General features: G+C 49.9%; 15 protein-coding genes. 5 read left to right on the top strand and 10 right to left on the bottom strand.

Features of this window, described 5'->3' with window-relative positions; genetic code table 11:
- Nucleotides 1-63: 63 nt before the first annotated feature.
- Genes GJR95_RS35005 through GJR95_RS34990 form a run of 4 tightly spaced genes read right to left on the bottom strand, consistent with a single transcriptional unit; the run spans nucleotide 64 to nucleotide 6459 of the window.
- A complete protein-coding gene (locus GJR95_RS35005; RefSeq protein ID WP_162390275.1) occupies nucleotides 64-1062 on the bottom strand; it encodes a DUF4466 family protein in 999 nt (332 codons plus the stop codon).
- A 29-nt stretch (nucleotides 1063-1091) separates the two neighbouring features.
- The gene (locus tag GJR95_RS35000) at nucleotides 1092-1487 is read right to left on the bottom strand and encodes a hypothetical protein (protein WP_162390274.1); all 396 of its coding nucleotides are present in this window, start codon (nucleotides 1485-1487) and stop codon (nucleotides 1092-1094) included.
- A gap of 59 nt (nucleotides 1488-1546) precedes the next feature.
- Nucleotides 1547-3274, bottom strand: coding sequence for a RagB/SusD family nutrient uptake outer membrane protein (locus GJR95_RS34995; RefSeq protein WP_162390273.1), 1728 nt, complete (start codon nucleotides 3272-3274; stop codon nucleotides 1547-1549).
- Nucleotides 3275-3303: 29 nt separating this feature from the next.
- A complete protein-coding gene (locus tag GJR95_RS34990) occupies nucleotides 3304-6459 on the bottom strand; it encodes a SusC/RagA family TonB-linked outer membrane protein (protein ID WP_162390272.1) in 3156 nt (1051 codons plus the stop codon).
- A gap of 397 nt (nucleotides 6460-6856) precedes the next feature.
- Between GJR95_RS34990 and GJR95_RS34985 the strand changes: the two genes are divergently transcribed.
- The 5 genes from GJR95_RS34985 (at nucleotide 6857) to GJR95_RS34965 (ending at nucleotide 14287) form a co-directional block, all read left to right on the top strand.
- On the top strand, nucleotides 6857-8014 hold the full coding sequence (locus GJR95_RS34985; RefSeq protein WP_162390271.1) for an alginate lyase family protein: 1158 nt from the start codon (nucleotides 6857-6859) through the stop codon (nucleotides 8012-8014).
- Between the two features lie 45 nt (nucleotides 8015-8059).
- Nucleotides 8060-10534: a glycoside hydrolase family 2 TIM barrel-domain containing protein gene (locus tag GJR95_RS34980; protein WP_162390270.1), complete on the top strand. Its 2475-nt coding sequence runs from the start codon at nucleotides 8060-8062 to the stop codon at nucleotides 10532-10534.
- A 70-nt stretch (nucleotides 10535-10604) separates the two neighbouring features.
- On the top strand, nucleotides 10605-11777 hold the full coding sequence (locus GJR95_RS34975; RefSeq protein ID WP_162390269.1) for an alginate lyase family protein: 1173 nt from the start codon (nucleotides 10605-10607) through the stop codon (nucleotides 11775-11777).
- A 42-nt stretch (nucleotides 11778-11819) separates the two neighbouring features.
- Nucleotides 11820-13001, top strand: coding sequence for an alginate lyase family protein (locus GJR95_RS34970; protein ID WP_162390268.1), 1182 nt, complete (start codon nucleotides 11820-11822; stop codon nucleotides 12999-13001).
- Between the two features lie 80 nt (nucleotides 13002-13081).
- Nucleotides 13082-14287, top strand: coding sequence for a glycoside hydrolase family 88 protein (locus GJR95_RS34965; protein ID WP_162390267.1), 1206 nt, complete (start codon nucleotides 13082-13084; stop codon nucleotides 14285-14287).
- Between the two features lie 22 nt (nucleotides 14288-14309).
- Here GJR95_RS34965 and GJR95_RS34960 read toward each other — a convergent pair whose 3' ends face one another.
- From GJR95_RS34960 to GJR95_RS34935, 6 genes are all read right to left on the bottom strand, one after another.
- Nucleotides 14310-18494, bottom strand: a complete 4185-nt coding sequence (locus GJR95_RS34960) for a hybrid sensor histidine kinase/response regulator transcription factor (protein WP_162390266.1) — start codon at nucleotides 18492-18494, stop codon at nucleotides 14310-14312.
- 143 nt (nucleotides 18495-18637) lie between these two features.
- Nucleotides 18638-19942 carry an MFS transporter gene (locus tag GJR95_RS34955; RefSeq protein WP_162390265.1) on the bottom strand — a complete coding sequence of 435 codons (1305 nt, stop codon included), beginning with the start codon at nucleotides 19940-19942 and terminating at the stop codon, nucleotides 18638-18640.
- A gap of 52 nt (nucleotides 19943-19994) precedes the next feature.
- Entirely contained in the window at nucleotides 19995-20657 is a 663-nt protein-coding gene (locus GJR95_RS34950; protein WP_162390264.1) for a bifunctional 4-hydroxy-2-oxoglutarate aldolase/2-dehydro-3-deoxy-phosphogluconate aldolase, read from the bottom strand.
- On the bottom strand, nucleotides 20654-21661 hold the full coding sequence (locus GJR95_RS34945; RefSeq protein ID WP_162390263.1) for a 2-dehydro-3-deoxygalactonokinase: 1008 nt from the start codon (nucleotides 21659-21661) through the stop codon (nucleotides 20654-20656). Before GJR95_RS34945 ends, GJR95_RS34950 begins: the two co-directional genes overlap by 4 nt.
- Nucleotides 21662-21684: 23 nt before the next feature.
- A complete protein-coding gene (locus GJR95_RS34940; RefSeq protein WP_162390262.1) occupies nucleotides 21685-23913 on the bottom strand; it encodes an outer membrane protein assembly factor BamB family protein in 2229 nt (742 codons plus the stop codon).
- Nucleotides 23914-23997: 84 nt separating this feature from the next.
- Nucleotides 23998-24972, bottom strand: coding sequence for a hypothetical protein (locus GJR95_RS34935; RefSeq protein WP_162390261.1), 975 nt, complete (start codon nucleotides 24970-24972; stop codon nucleotides 23998-24000).
- Nucleotides 24973-25013 lie beyond the last annotated feature (41 nt).

Here is a 25013-nt window from a genome sequence, read left to right as displayed (position 1 = left end):
TGGTAAAGGGGGTTAAAAACGATTTTCCCGAGCGGCAAACCGTTCGGGAAAATACAAAACGGCTTACTTTAGCTTGATCTGTTTGATGCTGATTGTCATACTTTTCGTCGTATTATTGACCGCGTTTACGTACACATAGGCCGCATAGGCCCCATCGGCGGTTTTAACAAACGCACCCTGATCCGCGGCTAAACCATAGGCATAATCTGCCGCGCTGGGGAAAGTGGTTTGTTCCAGATCAACGTCGTCGATGTATACATCAAAGCCGGCTGTATTCCGAAGCTGTGCGTCTTTTACATCTACCCGTTTGTCGATGGCGGTGCGTGTTTTAGGAAGTCCAGTTGGCAGCGAAACGTCTTTGAGGTAATCGGCATTGGATGGCGCAACTAGCGCGTGGCCAAATGCAAAGTTGCCACTACCAAGCGTTGGCCGGTAAATATAGACAAAGTCGATTTTGCTGGCCAGATTGTTCTGCTCTACTTCGGCTTTCGAATAAACCGCCATATCGGCGAGCGACACATAAGCTTTCGCCCCATCGGTGAGCACCAGCGACCGTTTCATGCTCATGCGACTGATCCGATAAGCCGGTGATTGAATAGCAACCTCTTTGCCGGTAGACGAAGTACCGATAAAGAGGAACGAAACATCTTTGCCTTTCCCCTCTTCAGAAGGGTAATAGTAGTAGCGCAGCGTAACGGCTTTGTTTTTACTGACATCGATGATTGAAGCGGTCGAAACGGCTCCGTTTGTAACAGTATCGGCGGCCGTCTGCACGGGTTTATCGACACCCGTACTGCGATCCGTATACCAGGAAAATCCGCTGAATCCGGTGCCTTTTCCTCCGGCAATGGATGCTTCGGCGCGTACATCTTTCAGGTCGCCTTCGAGCGTGCCGATGGCGTAGGCAAATTCAATGCGGTCGCCAACAACAGCCGGACCTGTCGTTTTTTTGAGCAGATCATTTTTGAACGTTGTTCCCGGATCAACCTCTTTGTTCTGACAACCCGCGTTGAGTAACAGAGTGCCCAAAACCGGCAGAACGAAATAGACTATCTTTTTCATACGAATGAAATGGCTATGGCTGGTTTGGGTTATTTCTGAACAGTTACCGTTACGGTGTATGTTTTGCGAACCTGGCGATTGCCCGAAACGACAGTGTATTTCTGCGCCTGCGTATAGTCGGTCCAGATGCCCATCGTTGGCTCAACAATGGCATCGGTCACCACGCTGCAATAGGGCTTTACGCGTTCCATGTTGGTGCCAAATTTGGCTACGGCAGTCACGGTGAGCGCCGTGGTGTCAATCACCGTCTGACCACTAACCAGCACCGTTCGGTGGTCGGAACCCAGCAGATCAAAAAAGGTCATGTAGCACTGGGTGCGGCCGGTTATGAGGAGACCCGCTTCATCAACAGGTTCTTTGCCGCAGGAAAGCAGTCCAATCAGGGCCATCAGACCCAAAAAGAGAGGAAAACGTTTAGGTTTCATTTGCTTGCTAATTTTGAAGAGACAGGTCTCGGTTCGATCGTATGCAGACTTGCTCACAACTAAAGCCAGGGTGTATTCTGGATAATTTTAGAATTGACTTCGATCTCACCAGGCGGGATCTGGAATAAGTAGTACCGTTGATAATCACGCTCGGGGGCATTGACGAATTCGTCACGAACGCGGGTGCCCTGGCTGTCATATAGTACCTGTCCGCCGGGTGATGGCCAGATTTCTTCGGCTTTTTTCCATCGCCGGATGTCGAAGAAACGATGCCCTTCGCCAACCAGCTCAACAATGCGTTCCTGCTCGATGGCTTTGAAAAAGTCGGCTTTGGCCGCAAACTTCGCCTGATTCAGCGCAGGCAGATTGCCGCGCCGACGAATGCGATTGAGTAACGTAAAGAGTTCGGATGTTGGGCCGCCATTGGTTTCATTGATCGCTTCGGCATACATCAGCCATACATCAGGCAATCGCATCATATACATGTCCTGTGGGCCATCGCTACGGCCAATGCCACCCGTTTGCCGTATCCATTTTCGGAAAATGTACCCAGCAGGAGCACCGTCGTAATTGATGAAAGTCACACCATCGCGGCTACCGAAGCGGAACGGCATACTATCACCAACGGTCAACCCATCCGTCGAGAGCCGGAGCATCTTCTGTTCATCCCAGAGAATCGTTGCCCGCATCCGGTAGTCGCGGCCCGCATACGATTTGGGGTTAGTGGCACTGTTGAGCTGCGTCGTATTTTTAGACAGCACAAGCGAAGGGGCAAAATCGCCCGTTGACAGGAGCTGGTAGCGATTGGCCAACCGGAACGTAGGCGCAACCCATACCTGCCCGTTGCCAGTATTGCGCGTACCGAAGTCCCGTTGCATTTCCTCGCCCTGCGCCAGTAAGGGGCCTCCAAACTGAACGGAGAAGATAATCTCAGGATCGTATTCGTTGAAGTACTGGAACAGGTGCCAATAGTTCGGATTGTCGACAGGACCGGGCTCGCCGTTCCGGAACAGCGGAATATTTTTGTCGATGATTTTCTTGAAATCTGCCGCAGCAGCCGTATAATGTGCCTGTGCATCGGCCGTTTTTCCTTCATTTTTCATCCAGCAGGCCCAGAACAGCCGCACCTTACCACTGAAAGCCCAGGCAGCGAGTTTTGACGCGCGTCCAAGATTGTCGCCGGTATAGGTTTCCGGCAACACGGTGGCGGCATAGGCCAGGTCGGCCAGAATCGAATCTTTCACAACCGCACGCGGTGTTCGGATCAGTGAGTACGCTTCCGTATTGCCATTGAGCTTGCTGGTAAAATAAGGTACATCGCCCCAGAGGTCGATCAGCCGGAAGTAGTTGATAGCCCGCAGAAAACGGGTTTCGGCAACGAGCCTGTCCATCAGCGCCAGATCTGACGGCGTTTTCAGGCTTGCCCGCAAAGCACCAATGTTGCCCAGCACGTAATTGGCCCGGTTGATGGTCCGGTAGCAGTCGCCCCACAGAAAACCGAAGTTGGTATTCGATCCGATTGCACCGGGATTGAATACGCCCTGGTTGTTGCTGGTACCCCGTGTATGGACAAACTCCCCGCCACCGTCGAAATAATAGTCGCGGTCGAAGGTGGTGCGATTCGCATCGTAAACACCGTTTACGGCAAAGATGGCATCGTCGGTGGTTTTCCAGAACAGATCCGACGAGAGCTGGGTTGTAGGCACCTGATCGAGCAGATCTTCGGTGCATGCCACTGCGAACAGCGCCAGACCCAGTATGAAATAGAGGTTAAAAAAACGTTTCATGAGAGAAGAACCGACGTTCTGGGAATGGATTAAAGGCTGAGATTGAGACCAAAGGAGTACGATTTCAGCAGTGGGAATGGATCGTCCTGGTTGTCAACGTTCGATACACTGGTGCTTTTCTCCGGGTCAACACCCCGATAGCGGCTGAATGTCAACAGGTTCTCAGCCGTGACGTATACCCGTAACCGACTGACGCCGATGCGGCTCATTACTTTACTGGGGACATTGTAACCGGCCTGAATGTTTTTCAGCCGCAGGTAGCTAAAATCGTCCAGCCAGAAGGTTGATTCAGCCTGGTTGTTTCCGCCCGAACCGGTCACGAGCCGAGGTAGCGACGCCCCACGATTGTCGAGATTCCAGGTATCGGACCATTGGAAATCCTGAAATGCGTTCCGGGCCGAAGGAATGTTGACGTTGTTGAAGGGTTCCAGCCAGAAATCCTTGCGACCGGTAGCCGACTGCCAGAGAATGCTCAGGTCGAAACCACGCCAGCTACCGAACAGATTCAGACCAAACGTACCGACCGGCTGGTCGCGGTTAAATTGCGGTTGGGCTTTCCGGTCCTCATCATTAATTTGCCCATCGCCGTTCAGATCTTTATACAGAATGTCGCCCGGCGAAACGTACTGACCCTGATAAGGCGCGTTGGCAACGTCTTCCCAGGTCTGCGCAATGCCCGTTGCTTCACGGCTGTAGGCGAAGTGATAAGGTAGATTCAGATACGTATACCCCTTGCTTAAAAACTCGTTCCATTCCAGCAGTTTATTGCGGTTAAAAGCCATGTTCAGCGTAGCGCCGACGTTGGCATCCCGGATTTTAGCCCGATACGTTACGTTTGCTTCCAGGCCGAGGTTACGGAGTTTGCCGATGTTAACACGAGGGGCATCGTAGCCTGACAGGAACGTTGACAAGGAGGATGGCCGGATCATGCCGGTTGTTAGCTTGCTGTAAGCATCAATTTCGCTCGTCAGACGACCCCCGAAAAAGGCCAGATCCAGCCCAACGTTTGTAATGTTGGTCTGCTCCCACGAGAAATCTTCGTTAATGATCTTGGACGAACTAAACCCTTTGGTAATCTTACCATTGAGTATGTAGTTGGTCAGGTTGAAGATGTCACGCTGTTCGTAACGACCGACACCGGAGTTATTACCAAGCTTCCCGATTGAAGCCCGGAGTTTCGCTGACGATACCACCGAAGCGAAACGCTTGAAAAAGGGCTCTTCCGAAAAACGCCAGCCAGCCGAAACCGATGGGAAAAAGCCATACTGAAAGCCCGGCAGAAACTTACTCGAACCATCGTAGCGGGCATTGGCTTCAAACAGATATTTGTCGTTGATGACATAATTCAGGCGTCCCAGTACCGACCTCAGCCCTTCGGCGTCTGAATTACCGCCCGCCGACTGGGTTGTTGTTAAGGCTGCATCGATTTCGCTCAACAACGGATTAATCCGGTCCTGCCGACTGGCCGACAGGTTGCGATTGAACCAGTATTCTTCAGTATAGCCACCCAGTACCGTCAGCTGGTGATTGCCAAACAATGTTTTATTGTAGGTGATTCGGCCCTGAAGCAGTGTTTTATAGCCCTGGTTCGTGCTGTTGCTGATGCCTGCACTCGGATTGATAATCGTTCTGGCAACCTGGTTTGTCTGGAAATTCCAGACATCGGTCGGATCGTTATAACTCTTCGTAAACTGATTGTAGTAGCGAAGTCCGTAATCAGCCCGAACAGTTAGTCCCGCCAGGGGCGTCCATTCGCCGTACAGGTTTGCGTTGATTTCCTGCCGGTCGCGCAGGTTATGATAAACCTGATACCGAGCCAGCATATTGGCCGCCTGAGCGTCTTCGCCATAGGCCATGATACCACCATACTGCCCGGTTGTCGGGCTTTGCGGGAGAATTCCGGCAATGGCATAGCGAATATCGTAACCGTCGGTTCCGCTGTAATTGATGAATCCTTCCTGATTGGCGTATTTCTGTTTTGACCATTGGCCATCCATCCGAATGCCTACTTTGATGGCATCCCGCACTTTATAATCGAGGTTAAAACGCGTATTGTAGCGTTTGTAATCGTGGTTGATCAGGACGCCTAATTCGTCATAAAGGCCCGCCGACAGGTAGAAATTCATGCGATCGGTGCCGCCCGAAGCTGACAGATTATGGGTTTGAATACGACCCTGATCGCGCAGGATGACATCCCACCAGTTCGTATTCGGATAATTAGTCGGATCGATCAACCCTTTGGACAACCAGTCTTCTACGGTTCCATAACGGAACGTAGTTGACGAAGCCCCTGCTCCCGAAGCCCGCATATGCATCGTCAGAGCGCGGGGGTAATCTGCGAAATAGTTGTAGAAGTTGGTGGGTTTTGATAGTCCGTAAGTACCGGTATAGCTGATCTGGGCTTTTTTGTTCTGTGACCCATTTTTGGTCGTGATCAACACAACTCCATTGGCAGCCCGTGACCCGTAGATGGACGCTGACGCGGCATCTTTCAAGACCGAAATACTGGCCACGTCGTTCATGTCGATGCGGTTGATATCGACATCCGGCATCCCGTCGACGACAATCAGCGGTCCCGAATTATTGACTGTGCCGAGTCCGCGAATGATCAGGGCAGCACCGCTCCGGCCTGCCTGTCCGGTCGATTGCTGAACGGATAACCCTGGCACAAGCCCTGACAATCCCGACGAAACGTTAGCCAGCGACCGGCTCGAAATTTTTTCATCGATCGTTATGGCGGCTACCGATCCGGTCAGATTTTCTTTTTTCTGAGTACCATAGCCTACCACGACGACCTCGTTGAGGGTTTTGATATCGGGTGCCAGAGTTACATCAAGGGTTGTTTCGCTGGTAACGATGGCTTCTTTGGTCAAATAACCAATGGCCGATACGGCAAGTGTACCGCCACCGGTAGGAATATTGACCGTGAATTTACCGTCAGCATCGGAGGTGGTTCCGGTCTTGTCATTACCCTTCAGTACGACAGTCGCACCGGGTAAGCCCGTATTTTTTTCGTCGAGAACCCGACCGCTGAACTTATACGTGGCGACCTGCCTTACCGGAGCTGCTGACGGGTTATTTCCCGGCGGGATAGCCTGACCAATCAGGTCGCCACAGGCCAGCAGCGAAGCTAAACTGCCATGTATCGCCAGGACCAGAAGTCTGGAAGATAAAGGTTTATACATATCAATATAGGGTTTGATAAACTTGTTTTTGCCGGAAAGTTGAATCGATCATTGACAGACAACCTCCTCGGTTGTCTACGCTTATTTATGCATAAGGCACGTTGCCACTCATTCCTGTTCACTACGTTGGGCCAACGGGTAAGCGAGCCGTTGACTGCTTTTTTGCTACATCTGACAGTAAGTTGATGAGGCAATATTAGTGGTGATGTGAATAAAAAATAATGGAATAATCTAAAAAGAACGGTTTGTCCACCTCTTTGAACGCTTTTGGAACGCACCGAACGGTTTGTCCACCTTATTGACCTATACGCATAACTAGATAAAAGCCGCACGCACCTAAACTTGCATGGTCGAAACGACACTATTCCTAATCAATCAATTCCTAAACACGAAACGTATGAATCGCACTGGAAATGGTACAACACAATTGCTTGGCAGTTTCCTGATAACCGCCTTCCTTCTGCCGGGATGTATGAACGATCAGGGCATAAGTACTGACAGGAAAGTAATCGATAAAACCAGTGGTGCCCGAATCGATAATAATCAGTTCGTCCACCCCGGCGTGCTAAACAGCAAGGCCAGTCTGGACCTGATCCGTTCGCAGGCTAATAATGGTGATGCAGCTCGCCTGGATGGGTATTCGAAAGTAACCGAATTTGTCGATGCAAACCCCGTACCGACTTCATTCCCGGCAACGGTCTATGTAAAAGGATCGGGGAGTACACCAACTGAAAATCAGATCAAAACGGACGCAATACTGTCGTATGCGCTGGCACTGCGATGGGCCAAAACGGGTAATGCAATCTATGCGACTCAGGCCATCAGCATTTTGAATGGCTGGGCCACTAATTTCCAGCGATTGCTGCCCGATGCCGGTACCGATTCCCGACAGACGTATCTGGAGGCATCCTGGTTTACACCTACGTTTGTTGCTGCCGCCGAAATCATCCGCTTTTATACAGTAAACGGAAATTCGGCCGGATGGAGTAGCACGGACATCAGCAAATTCCAGGGTTTTCTGAATAACCTGAAGGACAACTACATCAACAGGCTGATCAATGAAGTCAATTACGACAATAACTGGGAAGTGTCAGCAGGTTACGCGAAAATGGCCGTTGGTGTTTTTCTGAATAGCAGCACTGTCTACAATGGCGGTTATGATTATCTGATGCAGAACATTCCGGTGATTATCAGTTCGTCTGGTGAAGTAAAAGAACATTGTTCGCGCGATTGCTGGCACCCGCAATATAGCCTGACGGGCTTCGCCTATGCTGCCGAAATTGCCCGGATTCAGGGCGATAATACCGTGTTTCCAGCCTATTCCAGTCGGATCGCCAAAGGCTTTGAGTACATGGAAGACGCGTTTGTGGGTGCTATTGGCTGCCGGAGTTGCGCGGGACAGGCCGTTTTTCCGGGTGCAGAAGTTGCGTCGAACTACTACAATACATCCGCCAAAATTACCAGTCTGCGAAACCGTCAGGACCCCTACGGAGCCACTGGTGACAAAACATTTCTGGGCTTTACAACATACACGCACCGAGCTATCGGGCGATAGTCTACTCCTTGCTTTTACTTGCCAATTTTTACCGTTTGCTGACTCATGCTTCGACTAGTCATTGCCTTTTTTATTGTTCCATTTTTAGCCAGCCCCGCGCTGTTCGCCCAGAAAACTACCCGACTGCTGGCGAACTGGCAGTATCTGCAAAGTGATTTGGGTGGAAGTTGGGAAGCCGTTCGGCCAGTCGGAGAGGGTAGCCCGGAAAGCGTTCCGGTCTGGCAGGATATAACCCTGCCACACTGCTTTAACGCCCGCGATGCCGTTGATCCAGCGGGTAATTATTATCGGGGGCCGGGCTGGTATCGTACCCAGTTGACTATCCAGAATCCGTATCGTCAGGGACGAACACTACTGCACTTCGAAGGAGCGGGTCAGAAAACTGACGTATACGTATATACGACGAAGGTTGGCTCTCACGTTGGGGGCTATGATGAGTGGACGATAGATATTACCGAGGCTGTAGAAGACTTCAAAAAGTCGGATGTTTTCGCGAAACAGTTTAAAGGCAACGTACCAATCGTTATTCGGTGCGACAATTCGCGTGATCTGGAAATGATTCCTTCCGGTATGTCTGATTTCAACGTTTACGGAGGTTTGTATCGCTACGTGAATCTGACTTATGCGCCAACGGTTTCGCTCGATAAAATCTTTGCCACCGCCGATGTTGATCCGGCAGGGCAGGCCGGGAAATTAACCGTCGGTGGTCGATTTCGTAAACCCGCTGAACAATCGGCGGCTGCCGTTTCTATTCGCCTGCTTGATCCGCAGGGCAAAACGGTTGATCAGACGATAAAATCTCTGAACGATCTGACAGGTGATGTCTCCTTATGGCAGACTACTCTTCGGAAGCCGCAGTTGTGGTCGCCAGATTCTCCCGATCGATACACCGTCGCCATAAAGCTGATGACCGCGACTGACACGACAACCTATACCGAAAAAGTAGGTTTTCGGAGTTTTGAATTTGTAGAAAAAGGGCCGTTTAAGTTCAATAGCAAGCGATTACTGCTCAAAGGAACGCACCGCCATGAAGACCATGCGGGCGTTGGTGCAGCCATGACGGAAGATATGATTCGCACGGAGATGATCATGATGAAAGAAATGGGCGTCAATTTCATTCGGCTTGGGCATTACCAGCAGTCGAGGATTGTACTGGATTTGTGCGACAGTCTGGGTATTCTTGTCTGGGAAGAAATTCCCTGGTGCCGGGGTGGTCTGGGCGGGGATCTTTACAAAGAACAGGCCCGCCGGATGTTGACCAGCATGATCGAACAGCATTTCAACCATCCGGCAGTTATTATCTGGGGGTTGGGTAATGAAAACGACTGGCCCGGTGATTTCCCGGAGTTCGACAAAGAAAAGATCCGGTTGTTCATGCGCGAATTAAATGACCTGTCGCACCGGCTTGACCCCCGGCGCAGAACGGCCATCCGCCGGTGCGATTTCTGCAAAGATATTGTCGATGTGTATTCGCCGTCGATCTGGGCGGGTTGGTATCGGGGACGCTATACCGAATATAAATCCGTCAGTGAACAGGAGTTTGGCAAAGTAAACCACTTTCTGCATGTAGAGTGGGGGGGCGACAGCCATGCCCGTCGTCATGCCGAGGAGCCTGATCAGGCCGTGGCAACTGTCACAACCGGAAAAGGCGTCGATGAACGAACCGGGGATGCGTCCCTCCACGGTGGTTCGACCCGTATGTCGAAAGACGGCGACTGGAGCGAATCCTATATCGTAAACCTAATCGACTGGCATTTGAAAGAGCAGGAAACAATGCCGTGGCTCACGGGAACGGCTTATTGGCCTTTTAAAGATTTTTCGACGCCCCTTCGCCCCGAAAACCCGGTTCCTTTCGTCAACCAGAAAGGTGTAGTCGAGCGTGATTTTACGCCCAAAGAATCATACTACGTTTTTCAGTCGTATTGGACCGACAAACCGATGGTACACATTTATGGGCATTCCTGGCCGGTTCGGTGGGGAACTGCGGGAGCGCAGAAACTTGTGAAAGTGTATTCCAACTGTGCTGAAGCGGAGTTGTTTGTCAATGGCAAAAGCCAGGGCGTTCGTAAGCGGAATAGCCAGGATTTTCCGGCCGCCGGATTGCGATGGCAGGTACCGTTCAATGCCGGTAGCAATCAGATCCGGGTGGTTGCCCGGCAGGGAAACAAGACGGTTGAGGACGAAGTAACGATGCAGTACCAAACCGAAAAATGGGACAAACCTGCCCAACTCATTCTGGAAAAAATTGGGGAAGAGAATGGCGTCTCTACGCTTCAGGCCCGACTGGTCGACGATCGGGGTATTGCCTGCCTCGATGCTGCCAATTACATCAGTTTCAGCCTGGCTGGCGATGGTCGTTTGCTGAATAATCTGGGCACATCGACCGGATCGCGTACGGTTCAGGCTTATAATGGCAGGGCAATCATTCGGGTCGAATCAGGAGCTGGGAAAGCCGTTGTGGGTGTGCAGTCGCCCGGTTTGCCAACGGCATTATTGACCATTCTGCCCCTGAAGCAATGAGTTCTGGTGTGACGCGACAAATGGCACCGATCTTCACACAAATCATAAAGGCAATTCAGTTTTTATACGTATGCAAAGACAAGTAGTGTTCATTGTAGCGATAGTAGGCCAATTTTTAGCCGGGATTTCCTACGGACAGTCGGCTGAGCGGGCCACCGTTATCGCTACGTTAAGGCCACACATTCTGTCTGAAGCCCGCTGGGCTATGCAACAGAAGCCGATTACCGTTACGGCACAGACATCACCCCGAAGTACAGGAAACAAACACGATTTCTTTTCAGAAGGTGATTACTGGTGGCCAGATTCGGCTAACCTGCAGGGACCATACATTCAGCGGGATGGAATGACCAACCCCGACAATTTTGTCGCACATCGACAGGCGATGATCCGTTTCAGCCGGATTGTCGGTGCCTTAGCTTCGGCTTATGTATTGACCCAGGATGAGACGTACGTTCGGCAGGCATTCCGGCATCTCCATGCGTGGTTCGTGGATTCGGATACCCGAATGAATCCATCGCTGTTGTATGCCCAGGCAATCAAAGGACGCGCAACGGGACGGGGTATCGGTATAATCGATACCATTCACTTGATGGAGGTTGCTCAGGGACTGCGTGTTATGGATAGAGCGAAAAGCGCCGATAAGCAGGCCGTAGCGGCCATTCGACGCTGGTTTGCGGATTACCTCAACTGGCTGACGACGCATTCATATGGTACCGATGAGATGAATGCCAAAAACAATCATGGCACCTGCTGGGTGATGCAGGTTGCCGCTTTTTCCAGGCTTACCAACAACGACTCGCTGATGAATGCCTGTCGGAACCGCTACAAAACAGTGTTGCTGCCCGATCAGATGGCTACCGATGGCAGTTTCCCCCAGGAACTTCGCCGAACCAAACCCTACGGTTATTCGCTGTTCAATCTGGATGCAATGGCGACCATTTGCCAGATTTTATCCACGCCTGCCAACAACCTGTGGTCCTATCAAACGGCGGATGGTCGGAGTATTCGGCAGGGTATTGCGTATCTGTACCCGTTTGTTGCGAACAAATCGAGCTGGCCTTTGAAACCTGACGTGATGTACTGGAACGACTGGCCTGTTGCCCAGCCTTTTCTGGTATTTGGAGCCCTACAATTTAACCAGAAGGAGTGGCTCGAAACCTGGAAAAAACGGGACCACGACCCACAGGTGGAGGAGGTGCTGCGCAATTTGCCAATCCGAAATCCGGTCATCTGGCTGGACTGATTTCCGACGAGGATCAAACACTTTTTTAAGCTAATTACTGCAATGCCAACCAAACTATTGACAGTAGTCATACTATTTTTCGCCCTGGGACGACCAGCCGTATACGGTCAGTCTATGCCAGAAAGCCAGGGAGTTGCGGTTGTGAAAAGCACATTAAAGTCGCACATTCTGTCCGAAGCCAGTTGGGCTATGCAGCAGCAGCCAATTACAATAACGGCGCAAACATCACCCCGTAGCGCGGGCGGGAAGCACGATTTTTTCTCGGAGAGTGATTATTTCTGGCCAAATCCGGAAAACCTAACGGGGCCTTATAAGGAGATCGACGGCAAGACGAATCCCGAAAACTTTCTGGCCCATCGAAAGGCCATGATTCGGTTCAGTCGAATTATGGGTGCATTGGGCTCAGCCTATAAATTAACAGGTGATGGTAAGTACGTAAAGCAGGCATTGGCTCATTGTAAGGCATGGTTTTCGGATACGGCTACCCGCATGAATCCACACTTACAATATGCTCAGGCTGTGCGAAATGGTGTAACTGGCCGATCCTGGGGAATTATCGATACGATTCATTTTATGGAAGTGGTGCAGGCACTGGTGGTCATGGAAAAATCAAAGGCTGCGGATCGGCAAACGCTGGCTGCTACCCGCCACTGGTTTACGCAGTATATCAACTGGCTCACAACGCACGAAAATGGCAGAAAGGAGATGGAAGCGACCAACAATCATGCAACGTGCTGGGTAATGCAGGTAGCTGCTTTCGCCCGTTTTACCGGCGATACGGCCATGCTCAACCTTTGCCGGGAACGCTATAAAACGATATTACTTGGCCAAATGGCAGATGATGGGAGTTTCCCTCGGGAAATGAAACGCACCAAGCCCTACGGCTATGCCATTTTTAACCTCGATGCGATGACAATGATCTGCCAGATCGCATCTGACAGGAAGGATGATCTGTGGAGTTATCAAACTGCCGACGGGAAAGGCATCAAAAAAGGGATTTCTTTTTTATACCCATACCTGGCTGATAAGTCGAGCTGGCCTTTGAAACCCGATGTGATGTACTGGAACGACTGGCCTGTAGCCCAGCCTTTTCTGGTGTTTGGAGCCCTAGAATTTAACCAGAAGGAGTGGCTCGAAACCTGGAAAAAACTGGACCACGACCCACAGGTGGAAGAGGTGCTGCGCAATTTGCCAGTTCGAAATCCGGTCATCTGGCTGGACTGATTGATGGTACTTTTTCGCGCCAATTGAATGGCAATACTTGACGATGTCTACTGACAAATTTGACCTGCATAAACAAACAAATGCAAACAACTAAACTGCTTACTGCATCGTTGGCGACCGCTGTACTTCTGACAGCCTTTGTTCCCGATACGCTTATCAAAACGGCATTCAAACAGGCGGAACAACAGGCGCAACGGATGCTTACCGACGTTGCCCTTGCCGCCACCAAACCGACAGGCAACAAACCCGCATTAGTGTCGCCACGTACGCTCGATAAGACGGGCGACTTACAACTGGTGCCTGCCCGCGACTGGACCAGCGGCTTTTTCCCCGGCGAACTTTGGTATCTCTTTGAATACACCGGCAAGAACGAGTGGAAAAAACAGGCGCAACTGTTGACCGCCAAGCTGGAAAGTGAAAAGATGAATGCCGGAACGCACGATATGGGCTTCAAGCTCTATTGCAGCTTCGGGAACGGCTATCGGCTGACGCGTGATCCGGTCTATCGTGACGTGCTTATTCAGGGAGCCCGGACCTTAACGAAACGATTTAAACCAACTGCGGGAATCATTCGGTCGTGGGATCACCATAAGGAGGTTTGGCAATGTCCGGTTATTATCGACAACATGATGAACCTGGAATTGCTGTTTGCCGCTACCCGGCTGACGGGTGATTCGACTTTCTACAAAATTGCCGTTACACACGCCCGCACGACGATGAAAAACCATTATCGGCCCGATTACAGTTCGTACCATGTGGTTGATTATGATACACTGACGGGAAACGTGCTGAAGAAAAATACACATCAGGGATTCAGTGACGAATCGGCTTGGGCGCGCGGACAAGCGTGGGGTTTGTATGGCTATACCTTATGCTATCGCGAAACGAAAGATCCCCAGTTTTTGACGCAGGCTGAAGCAATAGCCAATTATATGCTCAACCACCCACACATGCCTGCTGATCTGGTGCCGTATTATGACTTCGATGCACCAGGCATCCCAAATGAACCCCGCGATGTTTCGGCAGCTGCGGTCATGGCGTCGGCTCTGTATGAACTAAGCACTTACAAGTCGGATTCGCCATACCGCGCCAAAGCCGACCGTATACTTGCTAGTCTGGCTAAACAATATGCATCGCCAGTTGGGAAAAACCACGGATTTCTCCTGCTGCACAGTACTGGGGCAAAAACCACTGAAATCGATACGCCCCTTATTTATGCTGACTATTATTATATGGAAGCCCTGCTCCGGGCGAAAAAGCTGAATGAGAAGAAACCATTGTTTTAAATGATAGTATTTGCTTTCTCGTTCAGGACATAAGTTCTGCTGCATGTTCGTCGGGCTGATTGCTGTATTCAGTTGGAGTCAGGCCAAACTGGGCCCGGAAGGCGCGGCTGAAATACTTCGGATCACTGAAGCCGACAGCAAATGCAACTTCTGAGACACTTGCCTTTTTCTGCTTGAGCAATAGTTCGGCTTTTTTTAAACGAGTGGTTCGCAGTAGATCGATGACGGATAAACCTGTCAGCATTTTCACCTTGCGGAACAAGACCGGGCGACTCATGCCTATTTCGTTGACCAGACTGGTTACGTTAAAGTCGGCTTCGCCAAGGTGCGTATCCAGTACCGTCATGAGGTGATTGAGGAATTTAGCGTCGGGGTGGTCAAGTTCCTGAGCCTGTGGCTGAAGCGTAACGATTCGGTGGTATTTCGTTTTCAATTGATCCCGTAGCAGGAGCAGATTACGAACGCGTGTCTGAAGCAGCAGCGGGTGAAAAGGTTTGGTCAGATAATCGTCGGCACCGGTCTGTAGCCCTGTCAGCTGATAGTCCATTGTATCTTTGGCCGTGAGCATAATGACCGGAATGTGGTTGGTTCGCAAATCCGATTTGACACGGTGCGTGAGGGCAAACCCATCCATAACCGGCATCGCCACATCCGTTATGATCAGATCGGGCAATAGATGAGCTGCTTTCTCCCAGGCAACTGAGCCATTAGCGGCTTCGATCACCTGATGGGTGGCTGCAAACAAATCCCGAATGTATTCCCGAATATCGTCCTGATCTTCGACAACCAGAATAAGCGGTTTCCCTGAATTTGACAGTTCTTCTTCACTGATCGACATGTCAGCCGAATTGGTCAATTCGATTGGTTCCAGCCGAAGTGATGTAAAATCCTGTTTAGGAGAACGATCGTCCGAAATCAGTTCCGCCGATTCGGGAACGTTCAAGGGCAAAGTGATCGTAAACCGGGTGAAGCCAGCATGATGAGGCTCCGTTTCCCGACTTTCGACGGAGATTTGTCCATTGTGCTGATCGATAATGCTTTTACTGAGTGCTAAACCCAGTCCAAATCCAGAATCGCGCGTTTTAAATTGACCCGCCTGATAAAACCGGTTGAAAATATGGTCCAGGTCGCTGGCAGGAATACCGCTGCCTGTATCCTCGACAATAATAACCGCATTATCGGTGGCTACATTTGTCGTGAAATCACGTTGTAGACGGACAAAAATGGAGCCACCTGCCGGAGTAAACTTAAATGCATTCAGCAAGAGGTTATAAACCACTTTCTCGATTTCTCCGGCGTCGATCCAGGCTGGCAGCGCGTCTACTTCCGACTCGTTAATCAGCGTTACCTGACACGACCGGGCATGTTCCAGAAACGAGTCGGTTACAGTATGTAAAAACGTCACCAGGTCTGTTTCGCGTAATTCAAGTTGAATATTGCCGGTTTCGTGCTTCCTGAAATCCAACAGCTGGTTAAGCAATCGCAGTAGCCGGTCCGTACTGCCCCGCATAATGGATAGCTGTTTGCGGATAAACGGATCCTCTACATAGTGATTGGTTAAGACTTCGATTGGGCCAATTACCAGTGTGAGCGGGGTTCTGATCTCATGGGCAATCTCGGTAAAGAAATTCAATTTTGTCTGGTGAAGCTCCTGTTGCCTGGTTTTTTCGAGATGCTCTACCCGTAGGTCATGAGCGAGTTGCAGCCGATTGCGATTGAACCGCGACCAAAGCCGCAGCAAGCCAAGAAAAACCAGCGCATAGAACACGTAAGCCCAGTATGTTTTCCAGAAAGGAGGCAATACGGTGATGGTCAACGCAAGCGGTTTCAGATTCCAGACATCGTCGTTGTTCGTGCCTTTCACCTGGAGCACATAATCGCCCGGATCGAGATTTGTATACATCGCACGGGGTTCATCGACGTATGTCCAGGTATCATCGAACCCCAGCAACTTATAGGCATACCGATTTTTCGCGGAGTTGATGTAATTAAAAGCCGCAAAATCGACCGAAAAAACATTCTGCCGATGAGTGAATATAAGCCCTTTTGAGTAATCGATACCCTGATCGTCGTTGGGCGAAAGTCTCGTTACAGGATGATTAAACAGACGTAACTGCGTGAAAGCCAGTTGCGGGGGTATGTTGTTCTGGCGAATACTGTCTGGGTGAAACCGAACAATGCCGTTGTAGCCGCCAAAGTATAAATATCCATGCGAATCCTGATAGGTGGCATTGGGCGTAAATTCCTTGCAAACCAGACCGTCGTGCCGGTTGTAGGAAATAAACGTCTGTCGGCCCGGTTCAAGCTGTGCCAGACCCTTGTCGGTGCTAATCCACAAACGGCCCCGGTTGTCTTCCTGAATGCCAAAAATCGTGTTGCTGGGTAAGCCCTGTGCCGTTGTAAAATGGCGGAATGAGTGCTGATCGGGGAGCAACAGATTGACCCCGCCGTCGCGTGTGCCAATCCAGAGCCGATGCTGTCGGTCTTCCAGAAGGCAGTTAATGTGATTGCTGCTGATCGACGCTGAGTCCGTTGCATTGCGGAAAAAGTGGGCGAACGTATCCTTATCGGCCAACTTTTGGTTTAAGCCGCTCGTTGTACCGACCCATAATTGCCCTTGTGTATCGAAAAGTAAACAAGTGGCATTGTTGGTGCTTAAGGTCGCTTCGTTGTCAGGGTCATGACTTACCCGTTCGAATGAATTCGTCTTTGGTATAAACCGACAAAGGCCCCCCAGATTCGTTACAATCCAGAGTGTTCCCTGCCGGTCGCGTTTGAGATCGTAAATGCGATCATTAGGCAGCGAATGAGGATTGTTTGGCTCGTGCAGATAACGGGTAATGGTTTGTCGACGCAAATCCAGATAATTCAGCCCCTTGATGGTTCCGACCCAAAGTCCATTGGTTCCATCAGCCAGCAGGCATTTTACTTTATCGTTGGAAAGCGACTGGCTGTTTTTAGAGTCATGAGCAAAATGCCGGGCAATGGTATTGTCTGGATTGAGCAGAAATAAGCCCCGGTCTTCAGTGCCCAGCCAGAGCTGGTGTGATGCGCTGGCCGGTAGCATCGGTCCCGCAATTTTAAAGGGAACCCCGCCCCGATGGTCGAGCGGCCGGAAGGAGCCAAATTGCCGGGCCAGTGGGCTATACATGTCCACTCCTCCGTAGAACGTACCTACCCAGACCGATCCATCCCGGTCGCTAAAGATAGATCGTACCGAGTTATCACTCAGTGAGCCGGGGTCGGTTGGCTGATTAACCAACGCTCTGAATCGGCTGCCATCCTGCGCAACAATATACAGCCCCGACATGGTGCCAATCCAGAAATTACCTTTGCTATCGGGTTGAATTGTTCGGATTATCTGCGTACTCAAATCAAGGTGAGGCACGGCATTCCATGAAACAACCTTACCCTGCCCTTTGTCGAACAGGGCAATCCCGTTTCGTTCGGTACCGAGCCAGAGGTGCCCTGCCTGATCTTCGGCAATGGTATTGATGCCGTTAGACGAATTGTGGTAGACCGAATCCGTCGGCTCCAGAAAATAATTGGTCAGTTGAAACTTGCCCGATTTCGTTGGTCGAAGCCGCGCCAGGCCGCCTGAGGTACCAATCCAGAGGTTCCGGTCGTGGTCTTCATAGATTGCCCTGATATAGTCATTGCTTAGCTTGGCTTGGCTTTGAAGCAGATCGGTTAATCGCTCATATCGATGAGGTTTCGTCGTTTTCAGTCGATATAAGCCGTGCAGTGTACCAACCCAAATTGCTTGCCGACTATCCTGAAACAGGCTGATGATGGTAGAATCCGGGGCATTTCCCGACGATGATTTGTCGAATGAAAATCGTCGGAAATCGCCCTGTTGCGGCTGGTGGAGGGCTAACCCTTTGGTTGTGCCAACCCATAACCGTCCCTGCCTGTCCATCAGCAGGCTATTGATGGTGTTCGACGCGAGGCTATTTTTGTTACCACTCTGGTTCTGATAAACAACCATATGGCGGGAATCATAGCGGTTCAGACCATCGCGGGTACCGAACCACATGAATCCTTTCGTATCCTGCGTGATGGCATAAACACTGCTCTGCGACAGACCCTCCTCAACGCTTATATGGCTAAACGTTTGCCCATCGGGCTGACAAATAGCATTTGGCAGGAGCCTGAAACAGTAGAATATGACCAGCCATAGACGGTAACAATGTTTGCGATGAATCATTTTAGCCCCATGATCAACCCGCTAATGGATTGGTCAGATACGGGACTTGAAAATACTACATTATTGGTTTTTTACTCGAAAATACTCGATTTATTCCAGATTGTTCTGCAAAATGAAGTATAAATAATTGCTTTTGTACAACATTATAGCAAACGCTCGATCTCAATTTTGGGCGCTTTTCTGGTGAGAAGATGGATGATTGTCCAGGCAATCAGGTAGGTAAATGCGCAAATAGTGAACAGGAGGTTATAACCTCCGGCCAGATTTCCGGCCGCTTTATACTCGTCGAGCAAACTACCGACCAGAATTGGGAATAGTATGCCGCCAATAGCGCCCGCCGTCCCGGCAATGCCGACCACTGAGCTGACAGCCTGTTTGGGGAAGAGGTCTGAGGCAAGGGTAAATACGTTTGTAGCCCACGCCTGATGCACCGCCACGGCCACGCTTAACAAGCCGACCGCTACCCAAACATCGGTAACAAATTGGGCCAGCATAATTGAAACTTCAATGACGGCAAACGCAAACAGCACCGTTTTTCGGGCTTTTACAGTTGCCCAGCCTCGTTTTATCAGGCTGGAGGACAAATACCCGCCACCAATACTACCAAGCGTGGTGGCCGTATAAATCAGCATGAGTTCAAGGCTTGGTTTCTTCAAATCCAGGTTAAATGTAGACGAAAAATAGGAGGGGAGCCAGAAGAGGAAAAACCAGTAAATCGGGTCGATCAGCCCTTTGCCCGTAATCATGGCCCAGGTTTGGGGAAAGGTGAACAACTTGAACCATTTGATCGAACTCTTGTCGGCGGCCTCATCCGTAACGGCTTCCTGCCCACTGGCAATGTATTGATATTCTTCCGTGGTTAACCGCGACTGTTTTGTCGGTATGTCGTAGAAAATAAGCCAGAAAATAAGCCAGACGAATCCCAGCGCTCCCGTAATCCAGAAGACCTCATGCCAGCCGTAGTTGTTTAATATCCACGGAACTACCAAAACGGCAACGACAACGCCAATGCTGGTACCCGCATTGAATAACCCCGTTGCGAGTCCACGTTCTTTTTGGGGAAACCACTCGGCTACCGTTTTAACGGCCGCCGGATAGTTTCCCGCTTCGCCAATGCCCAGACCAATCCGGGCCAGGCTAAAACCGAAAACACTCCGGGCAATGGCGTGAAGCATACCCGCCACACTCCAGATGATGATGGTAATGGAGTAACCTACTTTGGTGCCGATTTTATCGATAATCCAGCCAAACAGTAACAGACCAACGGCATATGCAGCCGTAAACGCCATGACAATATGGGCAAAATCAGTTTCGCTCCAGCTAAATTCTTTCTCTAAAATTGGCTTTAACAAACCAATAATTTGCCGGTCAAGGTAATTGATTGTTGTGGCCGTGAATAACAGAATAACAATGATCCATCGGTAATTTTTCAGTTTACGGGTTGACATAAAAGTGAGGTTTACTCTGGCTGATTTAGGTAAGGTCAACAGTGGAACAGGATCATTTTCTGATGGAAGAGGCATTTACTTTTTTCGTAAATTGCTGGAAATGATTTTTTAAACCGGTCCAGTTTTTTTGCCTGATAAAAGTTTTATCGAAAAGATGGCCGCCGACTCCCAGACCATCGGCTCCTGCCTGAAAATACGCTGCCATATTCTCTAGATTAATGCCGCCGGTTGGCACTAATTTTAATTGATTTAGGGGGGCTTTCACGTCTTTAATATAATCTGGACCCAACGAGGTTGCCGGATAGACTTTAACCATAGAAGCCCCTAACGACCAGGCCGTATAAATTTCGGATGGTGTGAATGCACCGGGAAAAATGGGAACCCCATGCTTTACACACGCTTTAATGACTTTCTTGTTGATGATGGGAGTTACAATAAATTGCGCCCCTGCGTCCAGCGCTTTGTCCAGATCGTCTTTCGTGCATACGGTTCCTGCTCCAATATTGAAGCCATCGCTATACGTTTCTAAAGCGTACCGGATCATATCCTCTGCACCGGGCGTATTCATGGTGATCTCTATGGTAGTGAGCCCTGCCTCCCGATAAATTGGTAGTATCTGGCTAATTTCCTCAAAGGATAAACCCCGAATGATGCCAATTAACGGCGCTTTTGCGAATAAATCCCAGGAGAAAGTGCTTTGACTTGAACTGTTCATTTGTTTAAGGGTAATAGCTGGTTCTGAACTATTTTTACTTGTCCGGCAATGGTGGCCTTGTCGATCAGATCGGCAGAAATCGTAATGGTCCGTTCGGATAGATGAAGTTCTTCAATAGCAAGTTTATACAACTCATACAGATTTGTGCCACTGCATAGGATCAATTGCCAGTTTTTCTGATCAATCAGCGCTTTTAGTTCAGCCCCAATCAGCAATCCACTTAAATAAAGGGTATTTTGTTTTTTTGTTAATTGCTCAAATAGCTGATTCGTTCGTACCCGAAATAAGCTATTTAACGTCGATGAAGAATTGGATGCTTTAATACCTGCTTTGAAACCCTCCAATTCAATTTCAGAGAACGTAATTAGCTCTATTGCTTCTACTGAGTCTTTTAAAATACTATACTGCGACATGAGATTGAATACTTCTCCTGTCATAAAGGTTTGAAAATCAATTACCTGCTGATTCTGGATGTAGATATGTTTGGAGTGTGTACCGGGAAAGATAAGAATAGCATCGTTGACGGTATGGTGTAACGTGTCCAGTAAAGCCAGAAGGCCAATGAGCTGCGTTTCTTCGCCCCGCATCACATCATGGGTAGTTCGAACACCGGAAATCAGCACAATGTCGTGCGGAAAATCGGGTTGCGCATCGATGCGCCTGATACTGGCCAGACTACCATCGACGGGAAAGGGCAACGTGGCATATGGCACCTCATCCATACCAATGGATGAAGACGCCATTCCTGAAATTACAACCGAAATCGTGTTCAGATTCAGGGCCACTTTTCTAGCCAGAATATCAATCTGTCGTTTAAGTTGCTGTCGAAAAAAATGCTCTCGTGATACGCGATTCGTTTCTATATGGGTCTTCCAGGCAGTAAATGTACTGGCAACACCTTCCTGCGAAGTAATCTCGCCAATAACTTGAAGTTCAGGTACATTTATTAGCCGTAGCCGGAAAGAAGACGTTCCCCAGTCACAACCTAATAGATAGTTTCTCATAAATTCTAGGTTTTTGGTATTATTTACGGCAACGCAAATGCGACATACGACCCGCCTGGTTTTAACCCATATCGAGTGCCACCCGCGGCAATAGCGATGTACTGTTTTCCATTGACCATGTACGTGATTGGCGTAGCAAAACCGCCCGCTGGTAACTTATATTCCCACACGATTTTACCGGTCTTTTTGTCGAAAGCGCGCAACTTTTCGTCGTATGTCGCAGCAATGAACACCAGGCCACCCGCCGTTACAATGGGGCCACCGTGATTTTCCGTACCCGTGGGCGGAACACCTTTCTTGCTTAATTCAGGGAATTCGCCCAGCGGAACCTGCCAGAGGTACTCTCCCGTATTCAGATCGATGGCGTTGAGCGTTCCCCAGGGTGGTTTGATGGCGGGGTAATTATCCTGATCCCGGAACTGTGTGTTGCCGTTATTCAAATAAGGCGGAATATAGGGGAAATCAGCTCCTTCGGGAACAGGTGTCGTTACAACTGAACTATGCTGATCATTGGTGGCCACACTTGCTGAAGCCGGTTTCGCATCCAGTTTTAGCAAATAATTGACCAGCGCATCGCGATCATCTTTGGCCAGGTGACCGAATGAGGGCATGCGCCCGCGACCAGTCGATAAAATGCTGATGATCTGCTCTTTAGACAACCGCTTACCCACATCGGTGAGATCTGGATAAGCCTGAGCCGTTTTACTCGCATCGGTGGTTTTGCCGCTTGTTGCATGACAAACCGCACAGTTGGCCGCAAATAATGTGCCTCCCCGCGTAAGAGCAGCTCCGTTTGCCTGTGCACGGAGGTCACGCATTTTCAGCCACCAGAGCATTGTGTTGGCATTCTGATACAAAATGCCATCCGGATCGGCAGCATTGCCTCCCCATTCGGCTCCTCCACCAAAGCCAAAAAACAACGATCCTTCTTCGCTAGGCGGCATATATTTGCTTCCATGCCGACTGTTTTTAAATCGATCCAGCACAAAGGCGTGCGCTTCGGGCGTGCGGACCGTGATCTCATCCTCGGTTAATTCCTGCCGCACAAACGGAGCCGGTTTTGTCGGGATGGGTTGCGTAGGCCAAGGCTGTTCTCCCGGCAGTGCGGGTGAGGTTGGAACGGGTACTTCATTGACTGGGAAAAGGGGTTTTCCGGTATCCCGATCGAACACAAAAACGTACCCGTCTTTAGTGGCCTGCGCTACGGCGTCGATTAGTTTACCGTTATGCTTAACCGTGATGAGGTTGGGCGGGCAGGGGAGGTCCCGATCCCACAAATCATGATGTACGGTCTGATAATGCCAGATGCGTTTTCCTGTTTGGGCATTGATGGCAATGACGCAGTTGGCAAACAGGTTTTGACCCGGCCGTGCTCCTCCGTAAAAATCGACCGATGGCGAACCAGTCCCCGCATACACAACACCTCGTTTTTCGTCGATGACCATACCGGCCCAGCAGTTAGCGCCACCTAGCTTTTTGTATGAATCTTTCCCCCATGTTTCGTAGCCATATTCGCCGGGTAAGGGAATTGTTCGGAACACCCAGGCCAGTTTGCCCGTACGTACATTGAACGCACGAATGTAGCCCGGAGGAGCGTCGCCCCCTTCCGAAACAGCCGATCCTGTTATGAGTAAGTCTTTGTAAATGACGCCAGGTGTTGTGGATCGGATGGAAAAATTTGCCACATCATAGCCCAGCGTTTCCTTATCGCCAAGCCCTTCGTGCAGATCGACAGCGCCGTTCTGGCCGAAGCTGTCAATCAACTTGCCGGTTGTTGCGTTAACGGCATACAGAAAGGCACCAACGGAATATAAAATCCGTTTATCCGATCCGTCGGCCCAATACACAACACCACGAACCGGATGGAACCGGGGCTTCTTGTCGGGGTCAGCAAAGGGATTAAATTGCCAGAGCTGCTTACCCGTTGCGGCATCAACTGCAAACAGTTTTAGCCGTGGAGACGTACCATACAATACGCCATCCACCACAATCGGCTGACACTGGATATCCATGCCTCGCTGACTGGCATTGGTGTTATCGCCGGTTTCGTACGACCAGGCCAGTCGCAGATTTTTTACATTTTCTTTATTGATCTGGGTTAACGGGGAATATCGGTTGCCTGCATTATTCCCGCCGTAGGTTGGCCAGTCGTCACTTGAAGGCTGTAGGCTCTCTGCCTGTTTTTCCCAGCACAAGGGTAACGTACCTCCCAGAATCAGCATTCCGAAGAAGGACTTAAGCACTAAATTCATTGGTTGGTTGAGTCGGTTAAAGAGTAGTTATTTTTAGTCTACTGCAGGCAGTTTACAGTGGGCAGTCTGCAGTAGACTAAAAACCTATTTCGTTTTTTCGTAGAATTCGTACGCAATTTTCCACTTTATTTCCTGACCGGGAGCCGCTTCGAGCCGGATATATGGCTCTGGGCAGGAAGTGGTGGCGCAGGCCCAATAGACTAGTTTTTCCATTGGCTGATCGCTGGTAATGTGCACACCTGCTCCTGTTTTCAAGTTCTCGATCCGAATATCATACGCACTGGAAGTAGAAGCAAAGCCTTGCAAACCAGCACTGTAGACTTGTTCCTTTTTCTCCAGATCGCGGGCATAATTCAGTTGTTTACCCTGGGCCAGAATAACGCTCCCGAATCCCTTTCCCTCCGCTTTTACATCAAATGGAAACTGAACCTGGATTTCGGGACCTGTAGGTTGCTTATCCATCACAAAAAAGTTGTGGTCATATACGCTCGTCTTTATCGGGTTTTTACCCGTGTTTCTGAGACTATGCTCCAGCACCAGTTCCGGCTTTCCCTGAACGAGCCTGACCGTTTTTCGGTAGACATAACCGTAGCCTGTCGGATCCGTCAGTTCATGTGTAAACTCAACCCGATCTTTCTGCTTATTGACCTTCCAGTTCCCATAATCGGCTATGTCATAATACCTGGCAAAGGCATAGGGTTTCTCGTCGGCTTTTCGGAGCAGTCCCACGCCTATTTTTACAAACGTTTCGCCGGGTTTGGCTTCGGCGTAATTCAGGGGAGTAAATTCCTCAACGGGCCCGTTTATGGCATCATGCAGTTTGGGGTCGTAGGTTTCAAACCACTGATCAACGAAACTATGGCCTTTGTAGGTGAGCGTTTTGAAGGCCCCTGACCAATCGAATCGAGTGCCCTGATAATAGCCCTGTTGTTTATCGGGTAGGTACAGAGTCGTTTGAATGACGCCATTCGACAGCTCAGCCTGTGGCCATTCTGCCAGTGGTAGAGTGCTACCACACAAACTGAAAAATACAAGCGAAGCGATAGCTACCTTTTTCAACGTCGTACGCGTTTTGAAGACCTATAAGGTTTTTTAGAATC

It is taken from the genome of Spirosoma endbachense, from assembly GCF_010233585.1.
GTDB lineage: Bacteria > Bacteroidota > Bacteroidia > Cytophagales > Spirosomataceae > Spirosoma > Spirosoma endbachense.
The sequence above is the reverse complement of the archived record's forward strand: the minus strand, read 5'-3'. Positions and strand labels throughout refer to the sequence as shown.